This window comes from Kibdelosporangium aridum (genome assembly GCF_900176515.1).
GTDB classification, from domain to species: domain Bacteria; phylum Actinomycetota; class Actinomycetes; order Mycobacteriales; family Pseudonocardiaceae; genus Kibdelosporangium; species Kibdelosporangium aridum.
Map to the genome: position 1 here is coordinate 39,108 of NZ_FWXV01000016.1, position 19,796 is coordinate 58,903.

The following is a 19,796-nucleotide window of genomic DNA, read 5'->3' on the forward strand; positions in this document are numbered from 1 at the left end:
GGGCACTGCGCTGAATGATTCGCTCGCAAGCTCGCTCATTTAGAAATAGCCCTCTCGCTTGCGATCTTCCATGGCCGCCTCGGAAAGCCGGTCGTCGGCGCGGGTCGCGCCACGCTCGGTCAACCGTGACGCCGCCACCTCGGCGATGACCTCTTCGATGGTGCGGGCGTCCGAGTCGATCGCGCCGGTGCACGAGCCGTCGCCGACCGTGCGGTAGCGGATCGTCCGGCGTTCCAGCGTTTCCCCGTCGCGTGGGCCGCCCCACGGGCCTTCGGCCAGCCACATGCCGTCGCGCAGGTAGACCTCGCGCTCGTGCGCGTAGTAGATGTCCGGCAGCTCGATCTTCTCGCGAGCGATGTAGTTCCAGACGTCCAGCTCGGTCCAGTTCGACAGTGGGAACACCCGGACATGCTCTCCCGGACGGTGCCTTCCGTTGTACAGGTTCCACAATTCGGGACGCTGCCGTTTCGGCTCCCACTGGCCGAACGCGTTGCGCAGGCTGAAGATCCGCTCCTTGGCCCGCGCTCGCTCCTCGTCACGCCGCCCGCCGCCGAAAACGGCGTCGAACTTCTGCTCGGTGATGGTGTCGAGCAACGGCATGGTCTGCAGCGGGTTGCGAGTGCCGTCCGGCCGCTCGGTCAGCCTGCCGTCGTCGATCCAGTCCTGCACGTGTGCGACCAGCAGACGCAGCCCGTACTTGGCCACGACCCGGTCGCGGAACTCGATCACCTCGGGGAAGTTGTGCCCAGTGTCCACATGCAACAGCGCGAACGGCACCGGCGCGGGCCAGAAGGCCTTGAGCGCCAGGTGCAGCAGCACGGTCGAGTCCTTGCCGCCGGAGAACAGGATCACCGGCCGGTCGAACTCGCCCGCCACTTCGCGGAAGATGTGGATCGCCTCGGATTCGAGTGCGTCCAGGTTCGCTGTCTTGCGATCCACCGCGAGCGTCACCGATACCCCCTTCTAACCGTGTAGTCCGCACTCGATCTTGTTTTGACCCGCCCAGCGGCCGCTGCGTGGATCGGCGCCCAGTTCGACCTTCGCCGTGCAGGGTGCGCAGCCGATGGACAGATATCCCTCGGCCACCAGCAGGTTCTCCAGAATCCCGTGCTCGTCGATGTAGGCGCGGAACTCCTCGTCGGTCCACGGCGCGATCGGGTTGATCTTCACCAGCCCGTTGCGGTCGTCCCACTGCACAATCGGAGTACCCGCACGGGTCGGCGCGTCAACTCGCCGCACGCCAGTCACCCATGCGTCGTAATTGGCCAGCGTCCGCCGCAGCGGCACGACCTTGCGCATCGCGCAACAGCGGTTCGGGTCACGCTCGAAGAGGTTCGGGCCCTCCTCGGCGTCCTGTTCCGCGACGGTCTTGTCCGGCTTGGCGTTGATGATGTTCAAGCCCGAATACGTCGCCGCGACCGCGTCCCGAAGACCGATGGTCTCCGGGAAGTGGTACCCGGTCTCGAGGAACAGCACGTCGAAGTTCGGCTTCGCCTTGACCGCGAGGTCGAGCAGCACGGCGTCCTGCATGTTGGACGCCACGATGTAGTTGTCGCCGAACGTCTCCGCGGTCCACGCCAGCGCCTCGGCCGCACTGGCGTCGGCCAGTTCGGCCGACGCGCGCTCGGCGAGGTCCTTCAACTCGTCGGTTGCTGTTGTCACTTGGACACCTGCCCCACTGAGATCCCCACGAACTTCACGACGAACACGCGCCTGCAACCGGTGCACAGCCAGGCAGCGTGTGGCTCCTCCTGCGGGCGAAGGTCCTCGTCGCCGCAGTAGGGGCAATAGAAAGGCGTTGCGCGCTCACTCATCGCAGCCTCCGCTGGGAAACGCACGTCGGCTGGCACTCACTTCAGATCAGCCTCGTCCGCGCGCTGCACCCACTGAGCGAACCGCTCACCGGTCGAGCGCTGCTTGAGGTAGTTGCGCACGACCCGCTCGACGTAGTCGGACAGCTCCGCGCCGGTCACCTTGTGGCCACGCAGTTTCCGGCCGAACCCGGCGTCCAGGCCAAGGCCGCCGCCGAGGTGTACCTGGAAGCCCTCGACCTGGTTGCCGTCCGCGTCGGTGACGATCTGGCCCTTCAGCCCGATGTCCGCGGTCTGGATCCGCGCGCAGGAGTTCGGGCAGCCGTTGATGTGCACGGTCACCGGGTGCTCGACACCTGCCTGCACGTCGGCGAGGCGCTGTTCCATGGCCGAGACCAGTTGGGCCGCACGGGCTTTCGTCTCGACGATGGCCAGCTTGCAGAACTCGATGCCGGTGCACGCCATCACGCCCCGGCGCCACGGTGACGGGTCGGTGTGCAAACCCAGCTTGGTCAATTCCGCTTTGAGCGCAGGAATTTCGGCTTCAGGCACATCCAGCACGAGAAGTTTCTGCTGTGGTGTGAAACGGACTCGGTTGGATCCGGCACGCTCGGCCGCCTTGGCCACCTCGACCAGGATCGAACCGGACACGCGGCCCGCGATCGGCGCGGCACCGACGTAGTACTTGCCGTCCTTCTGCTTGTGCACACCGATGTGGTCGAGGACTACCTCGGGGATCTGCGGCGCGGGGCCGTCGATCATCTTGTAGCCGAGGTATTTCTCCTCCATGGTCTCGCGGAACTTCTCCGGGCCCCAGTCGGCGACCAGGAACTTGATCCGCGCCCGGTGGCGCAGCCGCCGGTAGCCGTAGTCACGGAAGACGCTGATCACGGCTTCCCAGACCTTGGGCACTTCGTCGAGCGGCACCCACGCGCCGAGTCGCTTGCCCAGCATCGGGTTGGTCGACAACCCACCGCCGACCCACACGTCGAAGCCGGGCCCGTGCTCTGGGTGCACCACCCCGACGAAGGCCACGTCGTGGACTTCGTGCGCGACGTCCTGCAGACCGGAGATCGCGGTCTTGAACTTGCGCGGCAGGTTGGAGAACGCCTTGTCGCCGACATAGGTGTTCTTGATCGCCTCGATGGCCGGGGTGCCGTCGATGACCTCGTCCTCGGCGATGCCCGCGACCGGTGAGCCGAGGATCACACGCGGGCTGTCGCCGCACGCTTCCATCGTGGTCATCCCGGCGTTCTCGAGCTTCTGCCAGATGACCGGCATGTCCTCGATGCGGATCCAGTGGTACTGGATGTTCTGCCGGTCGGTGATGTCGGCGGTGTCGCGCGCGTAGGTCTGGGAGATCTCGCCGATCACCGCGAGCTGCTGCGTGGTGACTGCCCCGCCGTCGATCCGGATGCGGAGCATGAAGTACTCGTCGTCCAGCTCCTCGGGTTCGAGCGTGGCCGTGCGGCCGCCGTCGATCCCGGGCTTGCGCTGGGTGTACAGGCCGTACCAGCGGAACCGGCCACGCAGGTCGGCCGGGTCGATCGAGTCGAAGCCACCGTGGGCGTAGATGTTCTCGATCCGGTCACGGACGTTGAGCGGGTTGTCGTCCTTCTTGCTGCGCTCGTTCGGGTTGAGCGGTTCGCGGTAGCCGAGTGCCCACTGTCCCTCGCCCCGGCGTTGCTTGGCCCGCTTGGGGGTGGTGGTTGGCGGAGCCATGTGGCGTCCTTCGGGATCGGGGCGCTCGCATACGCCAGCCCCACCTCACCGAGGGGAAATCCGGCGTATCCGACGCCGGCGGAAGAAACAAATATCCGGCGAACGGGTCAACGCCGGCACAAGTCGCTGTTCACGCGCAGGAAATCCACGTGACGACGAGCCACGAGGAGGACCGGCACGACAGCAGACATAAGCCCAGCGTGCCACGCGTCCATCAGGTGGTCTACCACCATCCGCATGCTGGGATCAGGGTCACTCGTACTGGACAAACGCGTTCGGTGCGAAAATAGAGGGCGTGGCTTCCACACTTCCCCCTGGTGATCCCGCCCCCGCGGACGGCTCGTTGCCGCCGGAGGCGCTCGCCGGGCTGGGCAGCAGGCCCTTCGGGGTGTACGTGCACGTGCCCTTCTGCGCGACCCGCTGCGGGTACTGCGATTTCAACACCTACACCGCCGGTGAGCTGGGAACTTCCGCCTCGCCGGAGTCGTGGCTGGAAGGCCTGCGCCGGGAGCTGGACCTGGCCGCCCAGGTGCTGGGATCCGCCCCACCGGCGAGCACGGTGTTCGTGGGCGGCGGCACACCGTCGCTGCTCGGGGCCGACGGCCTGGCGTCGGTGCTGGACGCGGTCCGGGCCTCCCTCGGCCTGACTTCTGCGGCGGAGATCACAACCGAGGCGAACCCCGAGTCCACCTCACCGGAGTTCTTCGCCGGAATTCTGCGCGCCGGGTACAACCGGGTGTCGTTGGGCGCGCAGTCCGTCGCGCCGCACGTACTGCAGATCCTGGACCGCAAACACACACCTGGACGTCCAGCCGCCGCCGCGGGCGAAGCGCGGGCGGCCGGGTTCGAGCACCTGAACCTCGACCTGATCTACGGCACGCCGGGAGAGCGCCCGGAGGACCTGCAGGCGTCCCTTGACGCAGTGCTGGACGCCGGTGTTGATCACGTGTCGGCCTATGCGTTGATCATCGAGGAAGGTACGGCGATCGAGCGGCGGATCCGCCGTGGCGAACTGCCGTCCCCGGACGACGACGTACTGGCCGAGCGGTACGAGCAAGTCGACTCGGTCCTGTCGACCAGCGGCTTCCGCTGGTACGAGGTGTCGAACTGGGCCGCGTCCACCGCGGCCCGGTGCCAGCACAACCTCAACTACTGGCGTGGCGGCGACTGGTGGGGAGCGGGCCCGGGCGCGCACAGCCACATCGGCGGTGTGCGCTGGTGGAACGTCAAGCACCCGGCACGATATGCGTCCACTTTGGCCGAAGGCCGCTCACCGGCGGCCGCGCGCGAGATCCTGTCCGAAGAGGACCGCCGGGTCGAGCGGGTGCTGCTGGAAATCCGGCTGGTCGAAGGACTTTCGTTGAGCGTGCTGGACGAGCCCGGTGTGGCCGAGGCGAAGGTCGCGGTCTCCGACGGCCTGCTCAGCCAGTCCGCGTTCGACAGCGGACGGGCCGTGCTGACCGACGAAGGACGGTTGCTCGCCGACGCGATCGTGCGCCGCCTGCTGCCCTAGGACCCGATCAGCGTGTCCAGTCCGGCGATGAACGTGTCGATCGCGAACTCGAAGCGTTCGTGCGCGGTCTGCGCCGAGAACAGCGGTCCGACGGCCATCAGGTTCGGAAAAGTGCCTGGAGGCAACGACTGCATGTACTCGGCCATCTGGCGGCCTCGTTCAGCCATCTCCTCTGCCGAACCGTCACGCCATGAGGTCACTTCGACCGCGTAAGCCTTGCCGTACAAGCTAAGCGCGTCGAATGCCCATGCCGCCTGTGATTCCGACAAGCCTCCGGCGCGCAGGATCGCCAGCATCGCTTCGCCGTGTCGCAAGGCGTTGGGCCCCAGGGGAATCATCGCATTCATCACGACCGTGGCGATCCCCGGATACGCGATCATCGCCTTGACCTGGCCGAAGCACAGCTCTTTCAACTGCTCCCGCCAGCGTGCCGGATCCGGCTCGGGCAGGTCGACCTCGCCGAGGATCCGGTCGAACATCAGCTCGCAGAGTTCGTCGCGGTTGCGCACGTGTGCGTACAGCGAGGCCGGGCCGGTGTTCAGCGCTTGGGCGACCCGTCGCATCGACAGTGCCTCCAGGCCTTCCTTCTCCAGCAGGCCCAGCGCTGTGTCCACGATCTTGTCGCGGCTCAACGGCTGTCGTACGGGCTTGCGCGCGCCCGTGCGCCACGGCGGCTCCGGTAGCTCCACGCGAGCACTCTACTTGACACGAACGTCGTTCGTAGATAGAACAGTGTTCGTCATCAACGAACGGTGTTCGTTTCTGGAGGGGTCATGAAGGTTCTTGTGGTGGGAGCTGGGCTGTCCGGGTTGTCCACGGCGATGTTTCTGGGACTGCACGGAGTGGAGTCGCTCGTGGTCGAGCGGCACGCGACCACGTCATTGCACCCGAAAGCGCGCGGGCAGTTCCCGCAGACGATGGAAGTCCTGCGGCTGGCCGGGATCGATCAGCGCGTCATCGACGCGTCGCCGCCGGACTTCGAGTTCCGGATCGTCATCGCGCAGGCTGCTGCCGGGCCGGTGTTCAACGAGATCCTGGTCGACAGCATCGGGCCCGACCTGTCCGAGTTCTCGTCGGCTGGCTGGGCCAACACCAGTCAGGAGCGCCTCGAGCCGATCTTGCTGGAGCGTGCCCGTGAACTCGGTGCCACGGTGCGTTTCTCCACCGAGCTGGTCGAGTTCGCCCAGGACCGAGACGGAGTCACGGCTCTGTTGCGTGACCTGAACACGGGTAGCGAAGAGACCGTGCGCGTGGACTACATGGTCGCGGCGGACGGTCACCGCAGCCCGATCCGGCACGCCCTGGGCATCGGCGTGACCGGCCGCGGCGTGCTCGGTACTGGCGTCGGCGCGATCTTCGAGGCGGACCTGTCCGGCATGCTGCCGCGCAATGCCTTGGTGTACCTGCAGAATCCGGACCTGCCTGGTGGTGGAGGCGCCTTGGTGAGCACCGACGAGCCTGGGCGGTACTCGCTCGGAGTCGGGCTGGGCGAGTACACCGACGAGCGTTGGATCGAGATGATCCGGGCCGCCGCCGGTATCTCTGACCTGGCGGTGCGGCTGGTGGAAGTGGGTGGCAGCTCCGACACCAAGCACTGGGTGGCGGAGCGGTTCAGCTCCGGGCGAGTGCACCTGGTCGGCGACGCGGCCCGGGTGATGCCACCGACCGGCGCGTTCGGCGGGAACACCGCGGTCATGGACGGCTTCTACCTGGCGTGGAAGCTCGCCATGGTGGTCAAAGGCGAAGCGGGCCCCGGCTTGCTCGACAGTCACACGCCCGACCGGCGGCCGTACTCGGAGTACATCGCCGAGCAGCAGTACACCTTCTACGTCGAGCGGATGCGGCCCGATCTGGACGACGGCACGCTCACACCGATGGCCGACCCGATCTCGATGCTGTTCTTCGGCTACCGGCACATCAGTGACGCGGTGTTGCTCGAACCCGGCGACGAAGGCGAACTCCTGGAACCGGAGCCCACTGGCCGTCCCGGTTCCCGTGCGCCGCATGTCGTGCTGCCGGATGGGACCTCGACGATCGAGCTTTTCGGCTGTGGGTTCGTGGTGCTGACGGGCTCACAGGAGTGGGCGGCGCGTGCCGCCGAGCTCGGGCTGACCGCCCACCTGCTGCACGGCGCTGACTGGGCGAAGGCGTACGGCGTGACGGAGTCGGGCGCGGTTCTAGTGCGGCCCGACTTCTTCGTCGCATGGCGCACCCCGGACGTCAACGGCGACCTCGCCGGTGCCCTCCGCGCGGTTCTCAAGATCTGATCCTGGCGGGCGGGTGTCCAGCTGAGGCACAGTAGCCGCCAGTTGACCTGCTGACCAGCCAAAACCGGCCTGTGCCGCTGGTGTTCCGGCACCGGCCGGACGGCCCGTTCAGCATCGTTCTCACCTCCGGCACAAAGTTGCGTGGCTAACGCTCAACTTTTGGAACAATCCTCCGCTCAACTCCGTTGGAAGGGGTGTTCGGCCAGGGCGGCCGAAGGGTGTTGATGGAGGTTTGAGAGTCATGGCGCTGCCTGCAGTTCGTACGTTGAACTCGGTCGACCGTTGGGACCCGTTCCGGGAGTTCGAGAACCTGTTCTCACAGCTCAGCCGGTACAACAGCCAGGGTTGGTCGCCGCTTGCGGACGTGACCGAGACCGAGACCGACTACGTCGTCGAGCTCGACGTCCCCGGTGTCCAGCGTGAGGACGTCACCGTCGACCTGAACGACACTGACCTGTCGATCACGGGTGAGCTCAAGGAGCGCGAGCGCAAGGGCCTGTTCCGGCACCGCACTCGCCGCACCGGCAGGTTCTCCTACCGGTTGTCGCTGCCGCGCAACCTCGACGCCGACAAGGTCGAGGCCAAGCTCGCCGACGGCGTGCTGACCGTCACGGTCGGCAAGAAGGACGCGGCCAAGCCGCGCCGCATCGAGATCACCGCGTGACAGCGGTGGTCGGCACTGGCCGGGAGCTGCTGCCCGGCACCGCACACGGGTCCGCCACATTGGCGGGCCCGTAGCTATTTCGCAGCTCGTTGAGCACGCTCGACTGCGGGCCGGAGTAGGACACCATGAGTGACGCCACCGCGGGCACCGACTCGGGCCGCAGCAGCTTGAGTACTTCCGGCTGGTTGGCGAAAGTCCGCTTCAGCCGCTCGTAATTCTGCGCCTGGGTGACGAAGCTCGGGTTGTAGAACCGGGTGTCGTTCTCCAGTTCCGGCGCGGCCTTGTTCATCTCCGCGTCCGTGGCGAACGTGATCTCGATCGTGCTCTCGCATGGCGGCGGCACGCCCGGTGGCCGGGTCGGCCGCGGGTAGTAGGTCTCGTTCGCGCGTGACGGCGGCTGGTTGGCCGCCAGGACGATGACCGCCGCGCCCGCGATGACCAGCGCGATCCCAGCGATGATCGAGACGAGCAGGCGCGGCTTCACACTCTGACGGTAACCCAGTGTTATCTGGTCGGGATCATCCAGGTCAGGACTTCGGCTTGGAGCAGGGAGATCACCCCGACCACCGCGGTCAGCGCCAGTGACCACAGGAACGTCTGGCGCAGCAGCGTCGACTCCTCACCGGTCTTGTTGATCGCGGTCGCGCCGATGGACAGGTTCTGCGGCGAGATCATCTTGCCCATCACGCCACCCGAGGTGTTGGTCGCGCCCGCGAGCGTCGGGTCGACGCCGAGCTGTTGCGCGGAGATCACCTGCATCGGGCCGAACAAGCTGTTGGTCGACGCGTCCGAGCCGGTCAGGAACACCCCGAGCCAGCCGATGTACGCGGAGAACAACGGGAACAGCACACCGGTCGTGGCCAGCGCGAGACCGAGGGTCTGCGTCGCGCCGGAGTAGTTCATCACGAACGCGATGCCCAAGATCATCATGATGGTGGCCAGCGCCCACCGCATCTGCACGATCGTGGCCAGATAGACCTGCGCGAGTTTCTTGACGCCCGCGCCCATCGTCAGGCCGGCGATGATCGCGGAGATCAAAGCCATGCTGCCGGCCGAATACAGCCAGTCGATCGTGAACGACGCCGGGTAGGGCGTGTTTTTCGCGGTGATCGGCGGCGTCTGGATGACCTCGTTGTGCAGCCCGGGCCAGGTGAACACGATGTTGGGCTGCTGCAACAGCTTGGTCAGGTCCAACCAGGACGGCAGGCCTTTGAAGATCGTGCCGATCCGGGACAACAGGATCACGGCGATCAACACAATGTACGGAGCCCAGCCGTAGAGCGCGCCGTGCCTGCGCGCCTGTGTGCCCACGCCGTCGGCCTTGGATTTGACGGTCTCGCCGTCGAATCCCCACAGCTCCTTCGGTTGCCAGAGCCGTGTGAGCACCCACAACGCGACCATCGCGGCCAACGCGGCGAGCACGTCCACCAGGCTCGGGCTGATGTAGTTCGACACCAGGAACTGCACGACCGCGAACGACAACCCGGCGGTCAGCACCGCGGGCATCACCTGGGTCATCTTCTTCCAGCCCGCGAGCACCACGATCAGGAAGCCCGGGATGATCAGCGCCAGCAACGGCAACTGCCTGCCGACCATCGCGGAGAACAGGTGAGTGGCCTCGTCCGCCGACATCCCGAGAATCGGCCCGGTCAACCGGCCGAGGATGATCAACGGGTTGCCCAGTCCACCGAACGCCACCGGCGCGGTGTTGGCCAGCAACGCGAGCACGATCGCTTTGACCGGCGGGAAGCCCAGCGCGTACATCATCGCGCCGGTGATCGCGACCGGCGCGCCGCCGCCCGCGATGCCTTCAAGCAGGGCGCCGAACGCGAACGCGATCAGCAAGGCCTGCAGCCGCCGGTCCGGGCTGAACCCGGCCAGCACGGACTTGACGGTGTCGAACCGTCCTGTTGCGACAGTGACGTTGTGGAAGTAGACGGCGTGGAACGCGATCCAGATGACGTTCCACACGCCGAACGCGACGCCCATCGCGGCGGAGTTGACCGCCAGCCCGACGGGCATCGGGTAGACCACGATCGCCACGACGAGCGCGGTGGCGAGTGCGAGGGCGGCCGACAGGTGCGCCGAGCGGCGCAGCACCCCCAGGGTCACGAGCAGCACGATGATCGGCAGCGCGGCGATGACCGCCGACAGCCACAGTGGACCGGCAGGCTGATAATCCTGGATCACGGCACAACCCCTTCGTCGCAACCCCTTCGGCACAGAAGGTCTTCAAGCTGGTGGGTGGCGGCGCTTCAAAGACGGGTTCTGCGGCGGATCGTCGACCTACGGCAGATAACCGAGACGACGGGACAGGGTGCTGGCCGCGTCCGCGACCATCGGGCCAAGCTCGTCGGTGCGCATCAGTACGCGCCCGGCGGGACCGGCGATGCTCATCGCGGCGATCGGCTGTCCTGTGCGGTCACGGATCGGCGCGGCGACACATCCGACATCGGGTTCGTTCTCGATGTTGTCGACGGCCCACCCGCGCTTGCTGATCCGGTCGAGCTCTTCCAGCAGCTGCGTGCGGTCCACGATTGTGTTGGGCGTCAAGCGGTCCAGCCGCATCCGGGTCACCCGCTCGACTCGCTCGGCCGGTGCGAGCGCCGAAAGCCACGCCTTGCCAAGGGAAGACGCGTGCTGCGGGCGCCTTGTGCCGAGCTGGCAGTGCAACGTGACGGCGTTGGCGCCGCGGTCCTTGCCGACGTAGACCATCGCGTCACCGTCCGGCACGGCCAGGAAGATCGTCTCGCCGCTGCGGGACGCCAGCCCGGCGAGGAACTGCGGCGCGGCCTTGTGCAGGTCGGTCGACGACATCGCCTGCACGCCGAGCTCGACAAGGCGGGCACCGAGCCGGACGCGACCGGTGACGTGGTCGGCCTCCAGGTACTCGAGTTCCTTGAGCGTGTGCACGATCCGGTAGATCGCGCTGCGCGACAAGCCCAGTTGCGTCGCGATCGCGTTCGTGGAGATCTCCTGCCGCAGCCCGACGTGCTCCAGCACGGCCAAGCCACGCTCCAGCGTGCCGGTGTGGCTCTTCTTCCCGTTTGCGTTCGGGGGCACCGGCGCCTCCTTGGGTATCCCGTTCTGCGGGGTCCCGTTCGCGATCGGGACGACATCTCGATACAGGTTCTCAGCGAGCGAGCCAGCCACCATCCACCGCCAATACGTGTCCAGTTACGTAGTCCGAGGCCGAACCGGCCAGAAACACCGCGGCACCGCCAAGATCGTCCGGAGATCCCCACCGGCCCATCGGGATGCGACCCACGATTTCCGCGTTGCGCCGCTGATCCGCCCGCAGCGCCGCGGTGTTGTCCGTCGCGAAGTAGCCAGGGGCTATCGCGTTGACTTGTACATTGCTCGCTGCCCATTCGTTGGCCAGCGTCTTCGTCAGCCCCGCAACCGCGTGTTTGCTCGCGGTGTACGCGGCCACCCTGATCCCGCCTTGGAAGCTGAGCAGGGAAGCGATGGTGATGACCTTGCCCGACTGGCGTTGCAGCATCGGCGCGGCCACCGTCTTGGTCAGTTCGAACACCGAGTCGAGGTTCACCGACAGCACCGCACGCCAGTCTGCATAGGAATGCTCGACGGCGTCCGAGCGCCGGATGATCCCCGCGTTGTTGACCAGGATGTCGATTTGGTGCTCGGCAAGGATTTCCCGAGCCTTCGCGGCAACCTCCTGCGGCTGCGCCAAGTCCACAGTGGCCACCGCGGCGGTCCGGCCGTACGCCTCGATCTCCTCGACGACCGAAACGAAGTCGCCGCCGTGGCCCAGCAGGACCACATCCGCGCCGGCACCGGCCAAAGCGACCGCGATCGCCCGGCCGATGCCGGTGCGGGCCCCGGTCACCAGCGCGGTCCGGCCCTCGAGGGAGAAAAGCTTGTCCAGGTAACTCATCGCAGGTCCGCCATGGCGACGTGGTCCATGTCGTCGAACCGGTAGTTCTCACCGGCCATGAACCAGATGAACGAGTAGCTGCCGGTCGCCGCGCCCGCGTGGATCGACCAGCTCGGCGAGATGACTGCCTGCTCGTTGCGCACGATCAGGTGCCGCGTCTGGTCCGGTTCACCGAGCAGGTGCACCAGGCGGGCGTCCTCGTCGAGGTCGAAGTAGAAGTAGCACTCGGTGCGCCGCAGGTGCGTGTGCGCGGGCATCGTGTTCCACACGCTGCCGGGCGCGAGCTGGGTCCACCCCATCATCAGCTGACAGCTCTCCACCAACGTGCCGTCGATGTAGCGGCGGATCGTCCGCTCATTCGAGGTTTCCGCCGCGCCGAGTTCCACCGGCGGGACGTCCTTCGCGTGGACCAATGTGGTCGGCAGGTCTTGGTGCGCGGGCGCGGACGCGAGGTAGAAGCGTGCGGGTGCAGCGGGATCGGCACTGGAGAAGCTCACTTCGCGGGTGCCGCGCCCGATATATGCAAGGTCTCCCCGTTCGACCGGATACGCGGTACCGTCGCAAACCACCGCTCCACGTCCGTCGACGCAGAAGGCCGCCAGCTCGCGACGCTCGCAGAAGTGGTCCGTGCGCAGGGTGTCGTCCGATTCCAGGCGCAACGGCTCGGCGCCGGGAACGGCGCCACCGAGCACGACCCGGTCCTCGTGGCTGTAGGTCAGGCGGAGCTCGCCTGGCACGAAGACGTCCTCGACCAGGTAATGCCGGCGCAGCTGCGCGGTGTCGAAACCGCGGGCCTCCGCCGGATTGGTCGAGTACCTGACGTCCACAGGGATCCTCCAATGTACCGATCAATGGAACATTGAACCGATGATCGGGGCTGAACGTTAACAAACTTTCCAAATGCGGGGAAGGTTTAGACCACTGCTCCATTTGGGTGGTCGTCAAAACAGCGTTGAGTAAGCGCGTTCAGGCGGGGATTGACTGGTGGTCAGCCGGCGCCGTGGATCAGCCGGAGCTTCGGCCGCGCGTCGGAAAGTCCGATCAGGGCACGGAGTCGAGGTAGTCCAATGTGGAGCCGTGCGGCGAGCGCGGGCAGCGTGAGATCGTTTGCACCGGCGAGCTCGATGGCAAGCCTGAGCAACTCGGGCTGCTCGCCGGGATACCCGGAATTGACCGGTTCGTGCGTCCGCCAGCCCAGCCTGGTCAGCGTCGCGATGACCCGCCGAAGTGTGGAATCGCTGTAGACGCCGAGATCCTTTCCGCGGTAGACCAATGCCGCGGTCGAGACGCCGTAGTTGTCCGCCAGTTCCTTCAGCGCCGCGATGTCGACCGGCGTCGGCAATTGGTCCCGGATCTCGTTGGCAGGCATGAGGAACTCGGCAGCGAACACATTTGCTTCGCGCTCGTTCTGCGGACTGCCCGGCACAGGTTCGGGATGCAGCAGCAAATGCCCGAGTTCATGCGCGACCGAGAACCGCTGACGCATCGGATTTCCCTTGTACGTCAACGCGATGATCGGCCTACCGTGCAAGGCGGACGAGAACGCGTCGATGGTGTCGCTGTCCAGGCCGGGAATGCGCGTGGTGACAACGCCGCGTGCTTCGAGATTTCGCACCAGATGCGCGGTCGGTCCTGAAGAGATGTTCCACGCTTTGCGGACCATGCGCGCGGTGGCCGCTGGATCCCCATGCGGAATGCCCACCGGAATGCCGACGTCCAATGCGGGCAGTTCGATCACGCGGTCCAGCTGTTCGACGACTTCCCATAGCAACTCGACATGAGCGAGAGCCTGTTGGCGCTGCGTCGCGGTGGTCGCGCGCAACGAACGGAAATGCGCCTGCGCGGTGTCGAGATGCAACTGCGGACGCCCAGCCGTGAAGAACGAAACGGGCACACCCAAGGCGCCCGCGCACCGGGACAATGTCTCGGCACTCGGGCGGGACTGGCCGAGTTCGTACTGCGATACCGCGGCCGCCGTGCGATCGATTGCTTCGGCGAGGTCCCTTTTGAGCCACCCGGCGAGCTCCCGTGCCATTGTCAGCCGGGCAGGAGCGAATGCCTGCGCGGCTGCGGAGGCATCCGGGTACACGGTCGAACTCCCATCGGGATGGTGGCCAGGTGATCATCACTGGACGCCTGACATGGTGGTCCAGTACGGAGAGTGGTGGCAGCCGGGCGGTCGGTCACCCAGCGGATCCGCGCCGCTGCTCTGTTCGTGGCCGCATCGGGATGGCCGGCGGTGACTCGTCGAACAGGGTGAGCCCGAGTGGGCTGACAAGTGCCACTGGGGCGGGTCGGCTGCCACTGCCCTCGGCGAGCTCCTCCAGATCAACCAGCCATTCCCACGAGATGTGGTTGTCGTCCTGGAGCCTTCCCTGCCCCGCCCAGCTTTCGGTGAGTCCATCGGTCTCTGTGCCGGACCACGGCAGTAACAGCGGCTCTCGCCCGCTGAGCCAGGCATAGGGTCTGCCGAAAAGGGACATGTCCTCGGCAGAGGTGAGTAGCTCGCGGCGCAGATCGCTCACCTCGCCAATCGACTGGCGCGGTCCCTTCGGGGCATTGAACTGGTAGACGCCGACTCGGCCGACTTTCAGCAAGACGGATTGGAACGAGGAGTCGACGTCCAGTTCGGGGATGTCACCGTGCAGTGTGTGCGCCTGCTGGAGCAGGTACTGGTGTCGGTCGGTGCCGAAACTGACGTTGTTGCTCCAGGTACCCCGGTAGTTCTTGCGCAACGGCTGCAACTCGGCGGCTTCTTCGTGTGCCTCCTGGAGCCACCTTCGAATGGCCAGGACGAAGTCGAGCAGGTCCACCGGCCGGAGCAAGGCGGCCAGCCGCTCGACGTGCGCCGGATCGTTGCCCGTCACAGCACCCTCCCCGCTTGATCTCCGTCAGCCCGCCGGGCCGCTTCACTTGATTTTCGCACGCGATCCGGTCACCGTCCGGGAGGCGGGTCGCAGGCGTGTCGGGCCCGCCGGTACCCGTCTTGACCAGGCAGCCATGCACTCGACACCAAGTGGTGGCGCAATCCGGCCCGGCCGCTCCGTAAACTTGAGGTGGACGAGAGCAACAGTCGAGCGGGGAGGGCCGTGGTGAACGCCGACGAACGTCGTTTCGAAGTGCTGCGCGCGATCGTCGCCGACTATGTCTCCAACCACGAGCCGGTGGCGTCGAAAGCCATCGTCGACCGTCATAACCTGGGCGTTTCCAGTGCGACGGTCCGCAACGACATGGCCTCGCTGGAAGAAGACGGCTACATCATGCAGCCGCACACCAGCGCGGGCCGTATCCCCACCGACAAGGGCTACCGCCTGTTCGTCGACCGGTTGTCCGAGGTCAAGCCGCTCTCCAGCGCCGAGCGGCGGGCGATCGGCACCTTCCTTGAGGGTGCGGTCGACCTCGACGACGTGCTGCGCCGCAGTGTCCGGCTGCTGGCCCAGCTGACCAGGCAGGTCGCGGTCGTGCAGTACCCGACACTGACCCGCTCGACGGTCCGGCACATCGAACTGGTGCTGATCACCCCGGCCAGGTTGATGCTGGTGATGATCACCGACACCGGCCGGGTCGACCAGCGGATGGTCGACCTGGGTGACGTGCTCACCGAGGACTCGCTGGCCAGGATGCGGGCGATGATCAACTCCGGCCTCGCCGGGCACCGGCTGACCGACGCCGCGGTCAAGGTCGCCGAAGTGGTCGAGAACGCACCGAACGACCTGCGTGACGTGATGATCCGGGTCGGCTCGGTGCTGGTCGAGTCACTGGTCGAACACCCGGAGGAGCGGCTGGTCCTCGGCGGCACCGCCAACCTGACCCGCAACGTCGCGGACTTCCCGGGTTCGCTGCGCCAGGTGCTGGAAGCGCTCGAGGAACAAGTTGTCATCCTCAAGCTGCTCGCATCGGCACGGGACGCGGGCACACTGACAGTGCACATCGGCGGCGAGAACGAGGCCGAGGAGATGCGCAGCACGTCCGTCGTCTCGATCGGTTACGGCGGTACCGAACTACTTGGCGGAATGGGAGTCGTCGGCCCGACGCGGATGGACTACCCGGGAACTATCGCGGCGGTGCGCGCGGTTGCCAACTACGTCGGGGAGATTCTGACAGCTCGATGACCAACAACAACGGGGCGGAGCCGGGTGCGGTGGCAAACCGCGGACCGCACTGCGGCAGGAGGACATGACGAAGGTGGCCAGGGACTATTACGGCATCCTGGGCGTGCAGCGCAATGCCAGTGCCGACGAGATCAAGCGCGCGTACCGCAAGCTCGCGCGTGAACTGCACCCGGACGTCAACCCGGACGAGGCGGCGCAGCAGAAGTTCAAAGAGGTGACGGCCGCCTACGAGGTGCTGTCCGACCCGCAGAAGCGCAAGATCGTCGACATGGGCGGCGATCCGCTGGAGAACGGCGGTGGCGCGGGCGGCATGCGTGACCCGTTCGCCGGCTTCGGTCTCGGCGACATCATGGACGCCTTCTTCGGCGCGGCCGCCGGTGGCGGGACGCGTGGGCCACGTAGCCGCGTGCAGCCCGGAGCGGACGCGCTGATCCGGATGCGGCTGACTCTCGAGGAGTGCCTGACCGGCGTCAGTCGCGAGCTGACGGTGGACACGGCCATCTTGTGCGAGCTGTGCCGTGGCTCGGGTTGTGCTGAGGGCACGTCGCCTGAGGTATGTGAGACCTGTGGTGGTCGCGGCGAGATACAGGCCGTGCAGCGGTCGTTCCTCGGTCAGGTCGTCACCGCACGGCCGTGCCCGGTGTGCCGTGGCCTCGGTGAGGTCATCCCGGACCCGTGCCGCCAGTGCGCTGGCGACGGCCGTGTCCGTTCGCGCCGGACGATCGTGGCCAAGGTTCCGCCGGGTGTCGCGGAAGGCATGCGCGTGCGGTTGTCCGGTCAGGGTGAGGTCGGTCCTGGCGGTGGTCCCGCTGGCGACCTGTACGTCGAGGTCGAGGAGCAGCCGCACCCGACGTTCGAGCGCTCCGGCGCGGACCTGCACTGCACGCTGCGCGTACCGATGACGACGGCTGCGCTCGGCGCGGTGCTCCCGTTGGAGACGCTCGACGGCGTCGAGGAGTTGGAGCTCGAGCCCGGCACGCAGCACGGCACGGAACTGGTGATGAGCGGCCGTGGCATGCCGAAGCTGCGTCAGTCCGGCCGGGTTGACGGCCGCGGCGATCTGCATGTGCACGTGGACGTCGAGGTGCCGACACGCCTGGACTCCCGGCAGCAGGAGTTGTTGCGGGAACTGGCAACCCTGCGCGGTGAGGACGAAGGCGGCTTGGCCACCACGAATGGCAAGGGCGGCGGGTTCTTCTCCCGGATGCGGTCACACCGTTCTCGGTAAGGATTTCCGGTGAGCAGCACACCACCGCTGTTTCTCGTTGACGCGCTCCCGAAAGGGGACGACTTCGTCCTTGACGGACCGGAAGGCCGTCACGCGGCAACAGTGAAACGCTTGCGCCCAGGCGAAAGCCTGACGGTGTCCGACGGCGTCGGCGGGCTGGCGGCGTGTGTCGTCGACGGCCCGGCGGGCAAGGATTCGTTGCGGCTGCGGGTGATCGGACGAACCGATGTGCCCGCGCCGCAACCGCGCGTGGTGATCGCACAGGCGTTGGTCAAAGGCGATCGTGGTGAGCTCGCGGTGGAATTGGCGACTGAAGCGGGCGCCGACGCGATTGTGCCGTGGCGCGCGTCGCGATGCGTGGCCAAGTGGGAAGACGGGCCGCGCGGCGAGAAAGCCCTGGCGCGCTGGCGGAACACAGTGCGCGAGGCCGCGAAGCAAGCCCGTCGCCCATGGGTCCCCGATGTGCACGACCCGGTCGGCACCAAGGGCTTGGTGAAGCTCGTCGACGGCACCACCGGACTGGTCCTCGAAGGCTCGGCCAAGCACGGGCTCACCGAGATCTCCTTGCCACAGCAGGGAGACATCGTGATCGTCGTCGGACCCGAAGGCGGCGTCAGCGAAGAAGAGATCGCGGCGCTGGAAAACGCGGGCGCGCAGACCGTCCGGCTCGGGCCGAGCGTCCTGCGCGCCTCAACGGCAGCTGCCGTGGCGCTGGGCGCCATCGGCGCGCTCACCGCGCGCTGGTCCTGAAACTCAGCCGAACGGGTTGGCGTCGAGCTTGCAGACCTTGCCTGCCTCAGGGAACTTCCCGGAGATCAGGTAATCCCGCTTGACCTGCTCGGTGCACGTGCTCGGGGCCAGCATGGTCGAGTGGCCGTAGCCCTCGGTCACGAAAACCCTTGCCCTGGCCAGTTCGTTGGCGCCGTCGATCGCGCCGTGCAACGGCGTCGACGGGTCGTACCGGTTGTTCAGCACCAGGATTTCCGCCGAAGTGCGGCGGTTCCACGGACCGGTGTACCGGTCGGTGTCCTTGGCCTGCCAGAACGCGCAGCTCATCATGTCGAACACGCTCAACCGGCCGAAGTACGGGATCCGCTGGTCCTCCGACACCGCGTACTTGCTGTAAATCGCTGTGTCGGTGGGGAAATTGCTGTCCGAGCACTGGATCGCGTTGAACGCCTCACTGCGGTTGGACGTGTACGGCTCGCCCTTCCGCACTGCTGCCGTACGGGAAACGGTCGTGTCGCGGGCGTCGTACAAGCGCTGGTACAGCTTGGCCAGATCGGGCCACGCGCTGACCGACGCGTAATCCCACGCCATGTTGGAGATCCCGGACCACGTCCAAGTCTCCGGGCCTTCGTCGCCTTCGATGGTGATCGGCCCCCGCATGGCGCGTTCCGCGATGGCCGCGTACTTCGCCTTCAGATCACCCCCAGAGAAAGCGCACTTCGGGCCGGACTCCGCGCAGAGCTTGAGGAACTGCTCGTGCGTCTCGGCCACGCCGCGGGACACGTCCTGCCTGGTGTCCAACGGAACCTTGAACCCGGAATCGCCACGGCCAACCGCGTTGCCGACGAAGTCCATCGACCCGTCGAACACCATCGCCCTGATCCGGTTGGGGAACAGGTTGGCGTAGATCGCACCGAGGTGCGTGCCGTACGAGATGCCGTGGTAGTTGATCTTCTCCTCGCCGGCCGCCCGCCGGAGCATGTCCAAGTCACGTGCGGTGTTCGCGGTCGAGGCGTGCTTGAGGATCGGGCCGGCCTTCTGCTCACACAGATAAGCCAATTCCTTGGACTTCTCGTAGAACGGCGCCTCCCCAGCCGGATCGACCGGCATCTGCGGGAACGAGGAGAAGAACTCCTGCTGCTCGGCAAGCGTGTCGAAGCACCGGACAGCCGCGCTGTTGGCGATACCACGGGGATCCCACGAGACGAGGTCGAACCGCGACCTCAACTCGTCGGAGAACAACCATGGCCATTTGGCCCGTTCGCGAAGCCGTTGCAGGCCACTCGCGCCGGGACCGCCGAAGTTGACGAACAGTGTGCCGATCCGCTTCGCGGAGTCGGCGGCCGGCAGTTTGATGACCGCCAGATCGATCCGGGTACCGAAAGGATTGTCGTAGTCCAACGGCACCGAAACCGTCGAACACTGGAATCCGTCATTGCAGTCCGACCAGGTCAACGCCGGTGCCGCAGCTTCGCTGGCTGCGGCAACGGGTAACGCGACCGTGGAACAGACAGTCGCGGCAGCACTCGCCACAAGGGCGAAACGTGCCACGACACCCCCAGCAGTCTTGTGCACAGTGAGGCATCCTTCCGTTAGGTAGGAAATGCGGAGCGAACGCTCCACGCCTCTGGACGCGCGTACACTGAGGGAGGTTGCCGTCCATCGGGAAAGATCAATTTTCTCGACCTGGTGGCGCACGTGGTGATGGACGGTCTACGCTCTGCCTCGAAGGCCGATGCCTTGTGACTTGGTGCTCGAAAGAGTGCCGCTGAAGCCGCCGGACACCTCCCCCCTCGGTCCGGCGGAGCTCCGCTGCGGCGGGCGTATGCCCAGCCGCAGCGGAGCGTCCATA

At 66.5% G+C, this 19,796-nt stretch carries 19 protein-coding genes; 6 read left to right on the forward strand and 13 right to left on the reverse strand.

From position 1 onward, the window contains the following. Positions 1–39 precede the first annotated feature (39 nt). The 4 genes from cysD to B9C43_RS50255 are packed head-to-tail and all read right to left on the reverse strand — an operon-like array spanning position 40 to position 3,533. Positions 40–951 (reverse strand): sulfate adenylyltransferase subunit CysD, encoded by a 912-nt coding sequence (cysD, locus tag B9C43_RS50240; RefSeq protein ID WP_084434377.1) that lies wholly within the window; start codon positions 949–951, stop codon positions 40–42. A gap of 12 nt (positions 952–963) precedes the next feature. After that, positions 964–1,662, reverse strand: coding sequence for a phosphoadenylyl-sulfate reductase (locus B9C43_RS50245; protein WP_033382708.1), 699 nt, complete (start codon positions 1,660–1,662; stop codon positions 964–966). Beyond that, entirely contained in the window at positions 1,659–1,814 is a 156-nt protein-coding gene (locus B9C43_RS59165) for a hypothetical protein (protein WP_033382711.1), read from the reverse strand. The genes B9C43_RS50245 and B9C43_RS59165 overlap by 4 nt, the downstream gene beginning before the upstream one ends. Before the next feature lie 36 nt (positions 1,815–1,850). Next, positions 1,851–3,533, reverse strand: a complete 1,683-nt coding sequence (locus B9C43_RS50255) for a nitrite/sulfite reductase (RefSeq protein ID WP_084434378.1) — start codon at positions 3,531–3,533, stop codon at positions 1,851–1,853. Positions 3,534–3,828: 295 nt separating this feature from the next. Here B9C43_RS50255 and hemW point away from each other — a divergent pair, with 295 nt between their 5' ends. Next, positions 3,829–5,046 (forward strand): radical SAM family heme chaperone HemW, encoded by a 1,218-nt coding sequence (gene hemW, locus B9C43_RS50260; protein WP_084434379.1) that lies wholly within the window; start codon positions 3,829–3,831, stop codon positions 5,044–5,046. Here hemW and B9C43_RS50265 read toward each other — a convergent pair. Next, positions 5,043–5,735: a TetR/AcrR family transcriptional regulator gene (locus B9C43_RS50265; protein WP_143447175.1), complete on the reverse strand. Its 693-nt coding sequence runs from the start codon at positions 5,733–5,735 to the stop codon at positions 5,043–5,045. The two genes, hemW and B9C43_RS50265, sit on opposite strands and share 4 nt — an antisense overlap. Positions 5,736–5,819: 84 nt before the next feature. On the opposite strand from B9C43_RS50265, the gene B9C43_RS50270 reads away from it, so the two are divergent. Both B9C43_RS50270 and B9C43_RS50275 read left to right on the forward strand, forming a co-directional pair. Further along, the gene (locus B9C43_RS50270; RefSeq protein ID WP_084434380.1) at positions 5,820–7,313 is read left to right on the forward strand and encodes an FAD-dependent monooxygenase; all 1,494 of its coding nucleotides are present in this window, start codon (positions 5,820–5,822) and stop codon (positions 7,311–7,313) included. Between the two features lie 241 nt (positions 7,314–7,554). Continuing rightward, positions 7,555–7,977, forward strand: a complete 423-nt coding sequence (locus B9C43_RS50275; RefSeq protein ID WP_084434381.1) for an Hsp20/alpha crystallin family protein — start codon at positions 7,555–7,557, stop codon at positions 7,975–7,977. Here B9C43_RS50275 and B9C43_RS50280 read toward each other — a convergent pair. The 7 genes from B9C43_RS50280 to B9C43_RS50310 form a co-directional block, all read right to left on the reverse strand. Next, entirely contained in the window at positions 7,967–8,461 is a 495-nt protein-coding gene (locus B9C43_RS50280) for a hypothetical protein (RefSeq protein ID WP_084434382.1), read from the reverse strand. The genes B9C43_RS50275 and B9C43_RS50280 overlap by 11 nt on opposite strands. 20 nt (positions 8,462–8,481) lie before the next feature. Then, positions 8,482–10,167, reverse strand: coding sequence for an L-lactate permease (locus B9C43_RS50285; RefSeq protein ID WP_084434383.1), 1,686 nt, complete (start codon positions 10,165–10,167; stop codon positions 8,482–8,484). Positions 10,168–10,263: 96 nt separating this feature from the next. Continuing rightward, a complete protein-coding gene (locus B9C43_RS50290) occupies positions 10,264–11,040 on the reverse strand; it encodes an IclR family transcriptional regulator (RefSeq protein ID WP_033382723.1) in 777 nt (258 codons plus the stop codon). A gap of 70 nt (positions 11,041–11,110) precedes the next feature. Continuing rightward, a complete protein-coding gene (gene kduD, locus B9C43_RS50295) occupies positions 11,111–11,875 on the reverse strand; it encodes a 2-dehydro-3-deoxy-D-gluconate 5-dehydrogenase KduD (RefSeq protein WP_084434385.1) in 765 nt (254 codons plus the stop codon). Further along, positions 11,872–12,702 carry a 5-dehydro-4-deoxy-D-glucuronate isomerase gene (gene kduI, locus B9C43_RS50300; protein WP_033382718.1) on the reverse strand — a complete coding sequence of 277 codons (831 nt, stop codon included), beginning with the start codon at positions 12,700–12,702 and terminating at the stop codon, positions 11,872–11,874. The genes kduD and kduI overlap by 4 nt, the downstream gene beginning before the upstream one ends. Positions 12,703–12,863: 161 nt before the next feature. Next, a complete protein-coding gene (locus B9C43_RS50305; RefSeq protein ID WP_051895300.1) occupies positions 12,864–13,964 on the reverse strand; it encodes a helix-turn-helix domain-containing protein in 1,101 nt (366 codons plus the stop codon). A 94-nt stretch (positions 13,965–14,058) separates the two neighbouring features. Further along, a complete protein-coding gene (locus B9C43_RS50310; RefSeq protein WP_084434386.1) occupies positions 14,059–14,742 on the reverse strand; it encodes a hypothetical protein in 684 nt (227 codons plus the stop codon). A gap of 222 nt (positions 14,743–14,964) precedes the next feature. Here B9C43_RS50310 and hrcA point away from each other — a divergent pair, with 222 nt between their 5' ends. From hrcA to B9C43_RS50325, 3 genes are all read left to right on the forward strand, one after another. Continuing rightward, the gene (hrcA, locus tag B9C43_RS50315; RefSeq protein WP_084434387.1) at positions 14,965–15,987 is read left to right on the forward strand and encodes a heat-inducible transcriptional repressor HrcA; all 1,023 of its coding nucleotides are present in this window, start codon (positions 14,965–14,967) and stop codon (positions 15,985–15,987) included. 73 nt (positions 15,988–16,060) lie between these two features. Next, the gene (dnaJ, locus tag B9C43_RS50320) at positions 16,061–17,215 is read left to right on the forward strand and encodes a molecular chaperone DnaJ (RefSeq protein WP_033382732.1); all 1,155 of its coding nucleotides are present in this window, start codon (positions 16,061–16,063) and stop codon (positions 17,213–17,215) included. A gap of 9 nt (positions 17,216–17,224) precedes the next feature. Beyond that, positions 17,225–17,965, forward strand: a complete 741-nt coding sequence (locus tag B9C43_RS50325; RefSeq protein ID WP_084434388.1) for a 16S rRNA (uracil(1498)-N(3))-methyltransferase — start codon at positions 17,225–17,227, stop codon at positions 17,963–17,965. A 3-nt stretch (positions 17,966–17,968) separates the two neighbouring features. On the opposite strand, the gene B9C43_RS50330 is transcribed toward B9C43_RS50325, so the two are convergent. Beyond that, on the reverse strand, positions 17,969–19,495 hold the full coding sequence (locus tag B9C43_RS50330; protein ID WP_084434447.1) for an alpha/beta hydrolase: 1,527 nt from the start codon (positions 19,493–19,495) through the stop codon (positions 17,969–17,971). Positions 19,496–19,796 lie beyond the last annotated feature (301 nt).

Excerpts from the sequence above, each read along its gene's own strand:
- B9C43_RS59165 (WP_033382711.1), bottom strand. The coding sequence starts at position 1,814 with ATGAGTGAGCGCGCAACGCCTTTCTATTGCCCCTACTGCGGCGACGAG.
- B9C43_RS50255 (WP_084434378.1), bottom strand. The coding sequence starts at position 3,533 with ATGGCTCCGCCAACCACCACCCCCAAGCGGGCCAAGCAACGCCGGGGC.
- B9C43_RS50270 (WP_084434380.1), top strand. The coding sequence starts at position 5,820 with ATGAAGGTTCTTGTGGTGGGAGCTGGGCTGTCCGGGTTGTCCACGGCG.
- B9C43_RS50275 (WP_084434381.1), top strand. The coding sequence starts at position 7,555 with ATGGCGCTGCCTGCAGTTCGTACGTTGAACTCGGTCGACCGTTGGGAC.
- kduD (WP_084434385.1), bottom strand. The coding sequence starts at position 11,875 with ATGAGTTACCTGGACAAGCTTTTCTCCCTCGAGGGCCGGACCGCGCTG.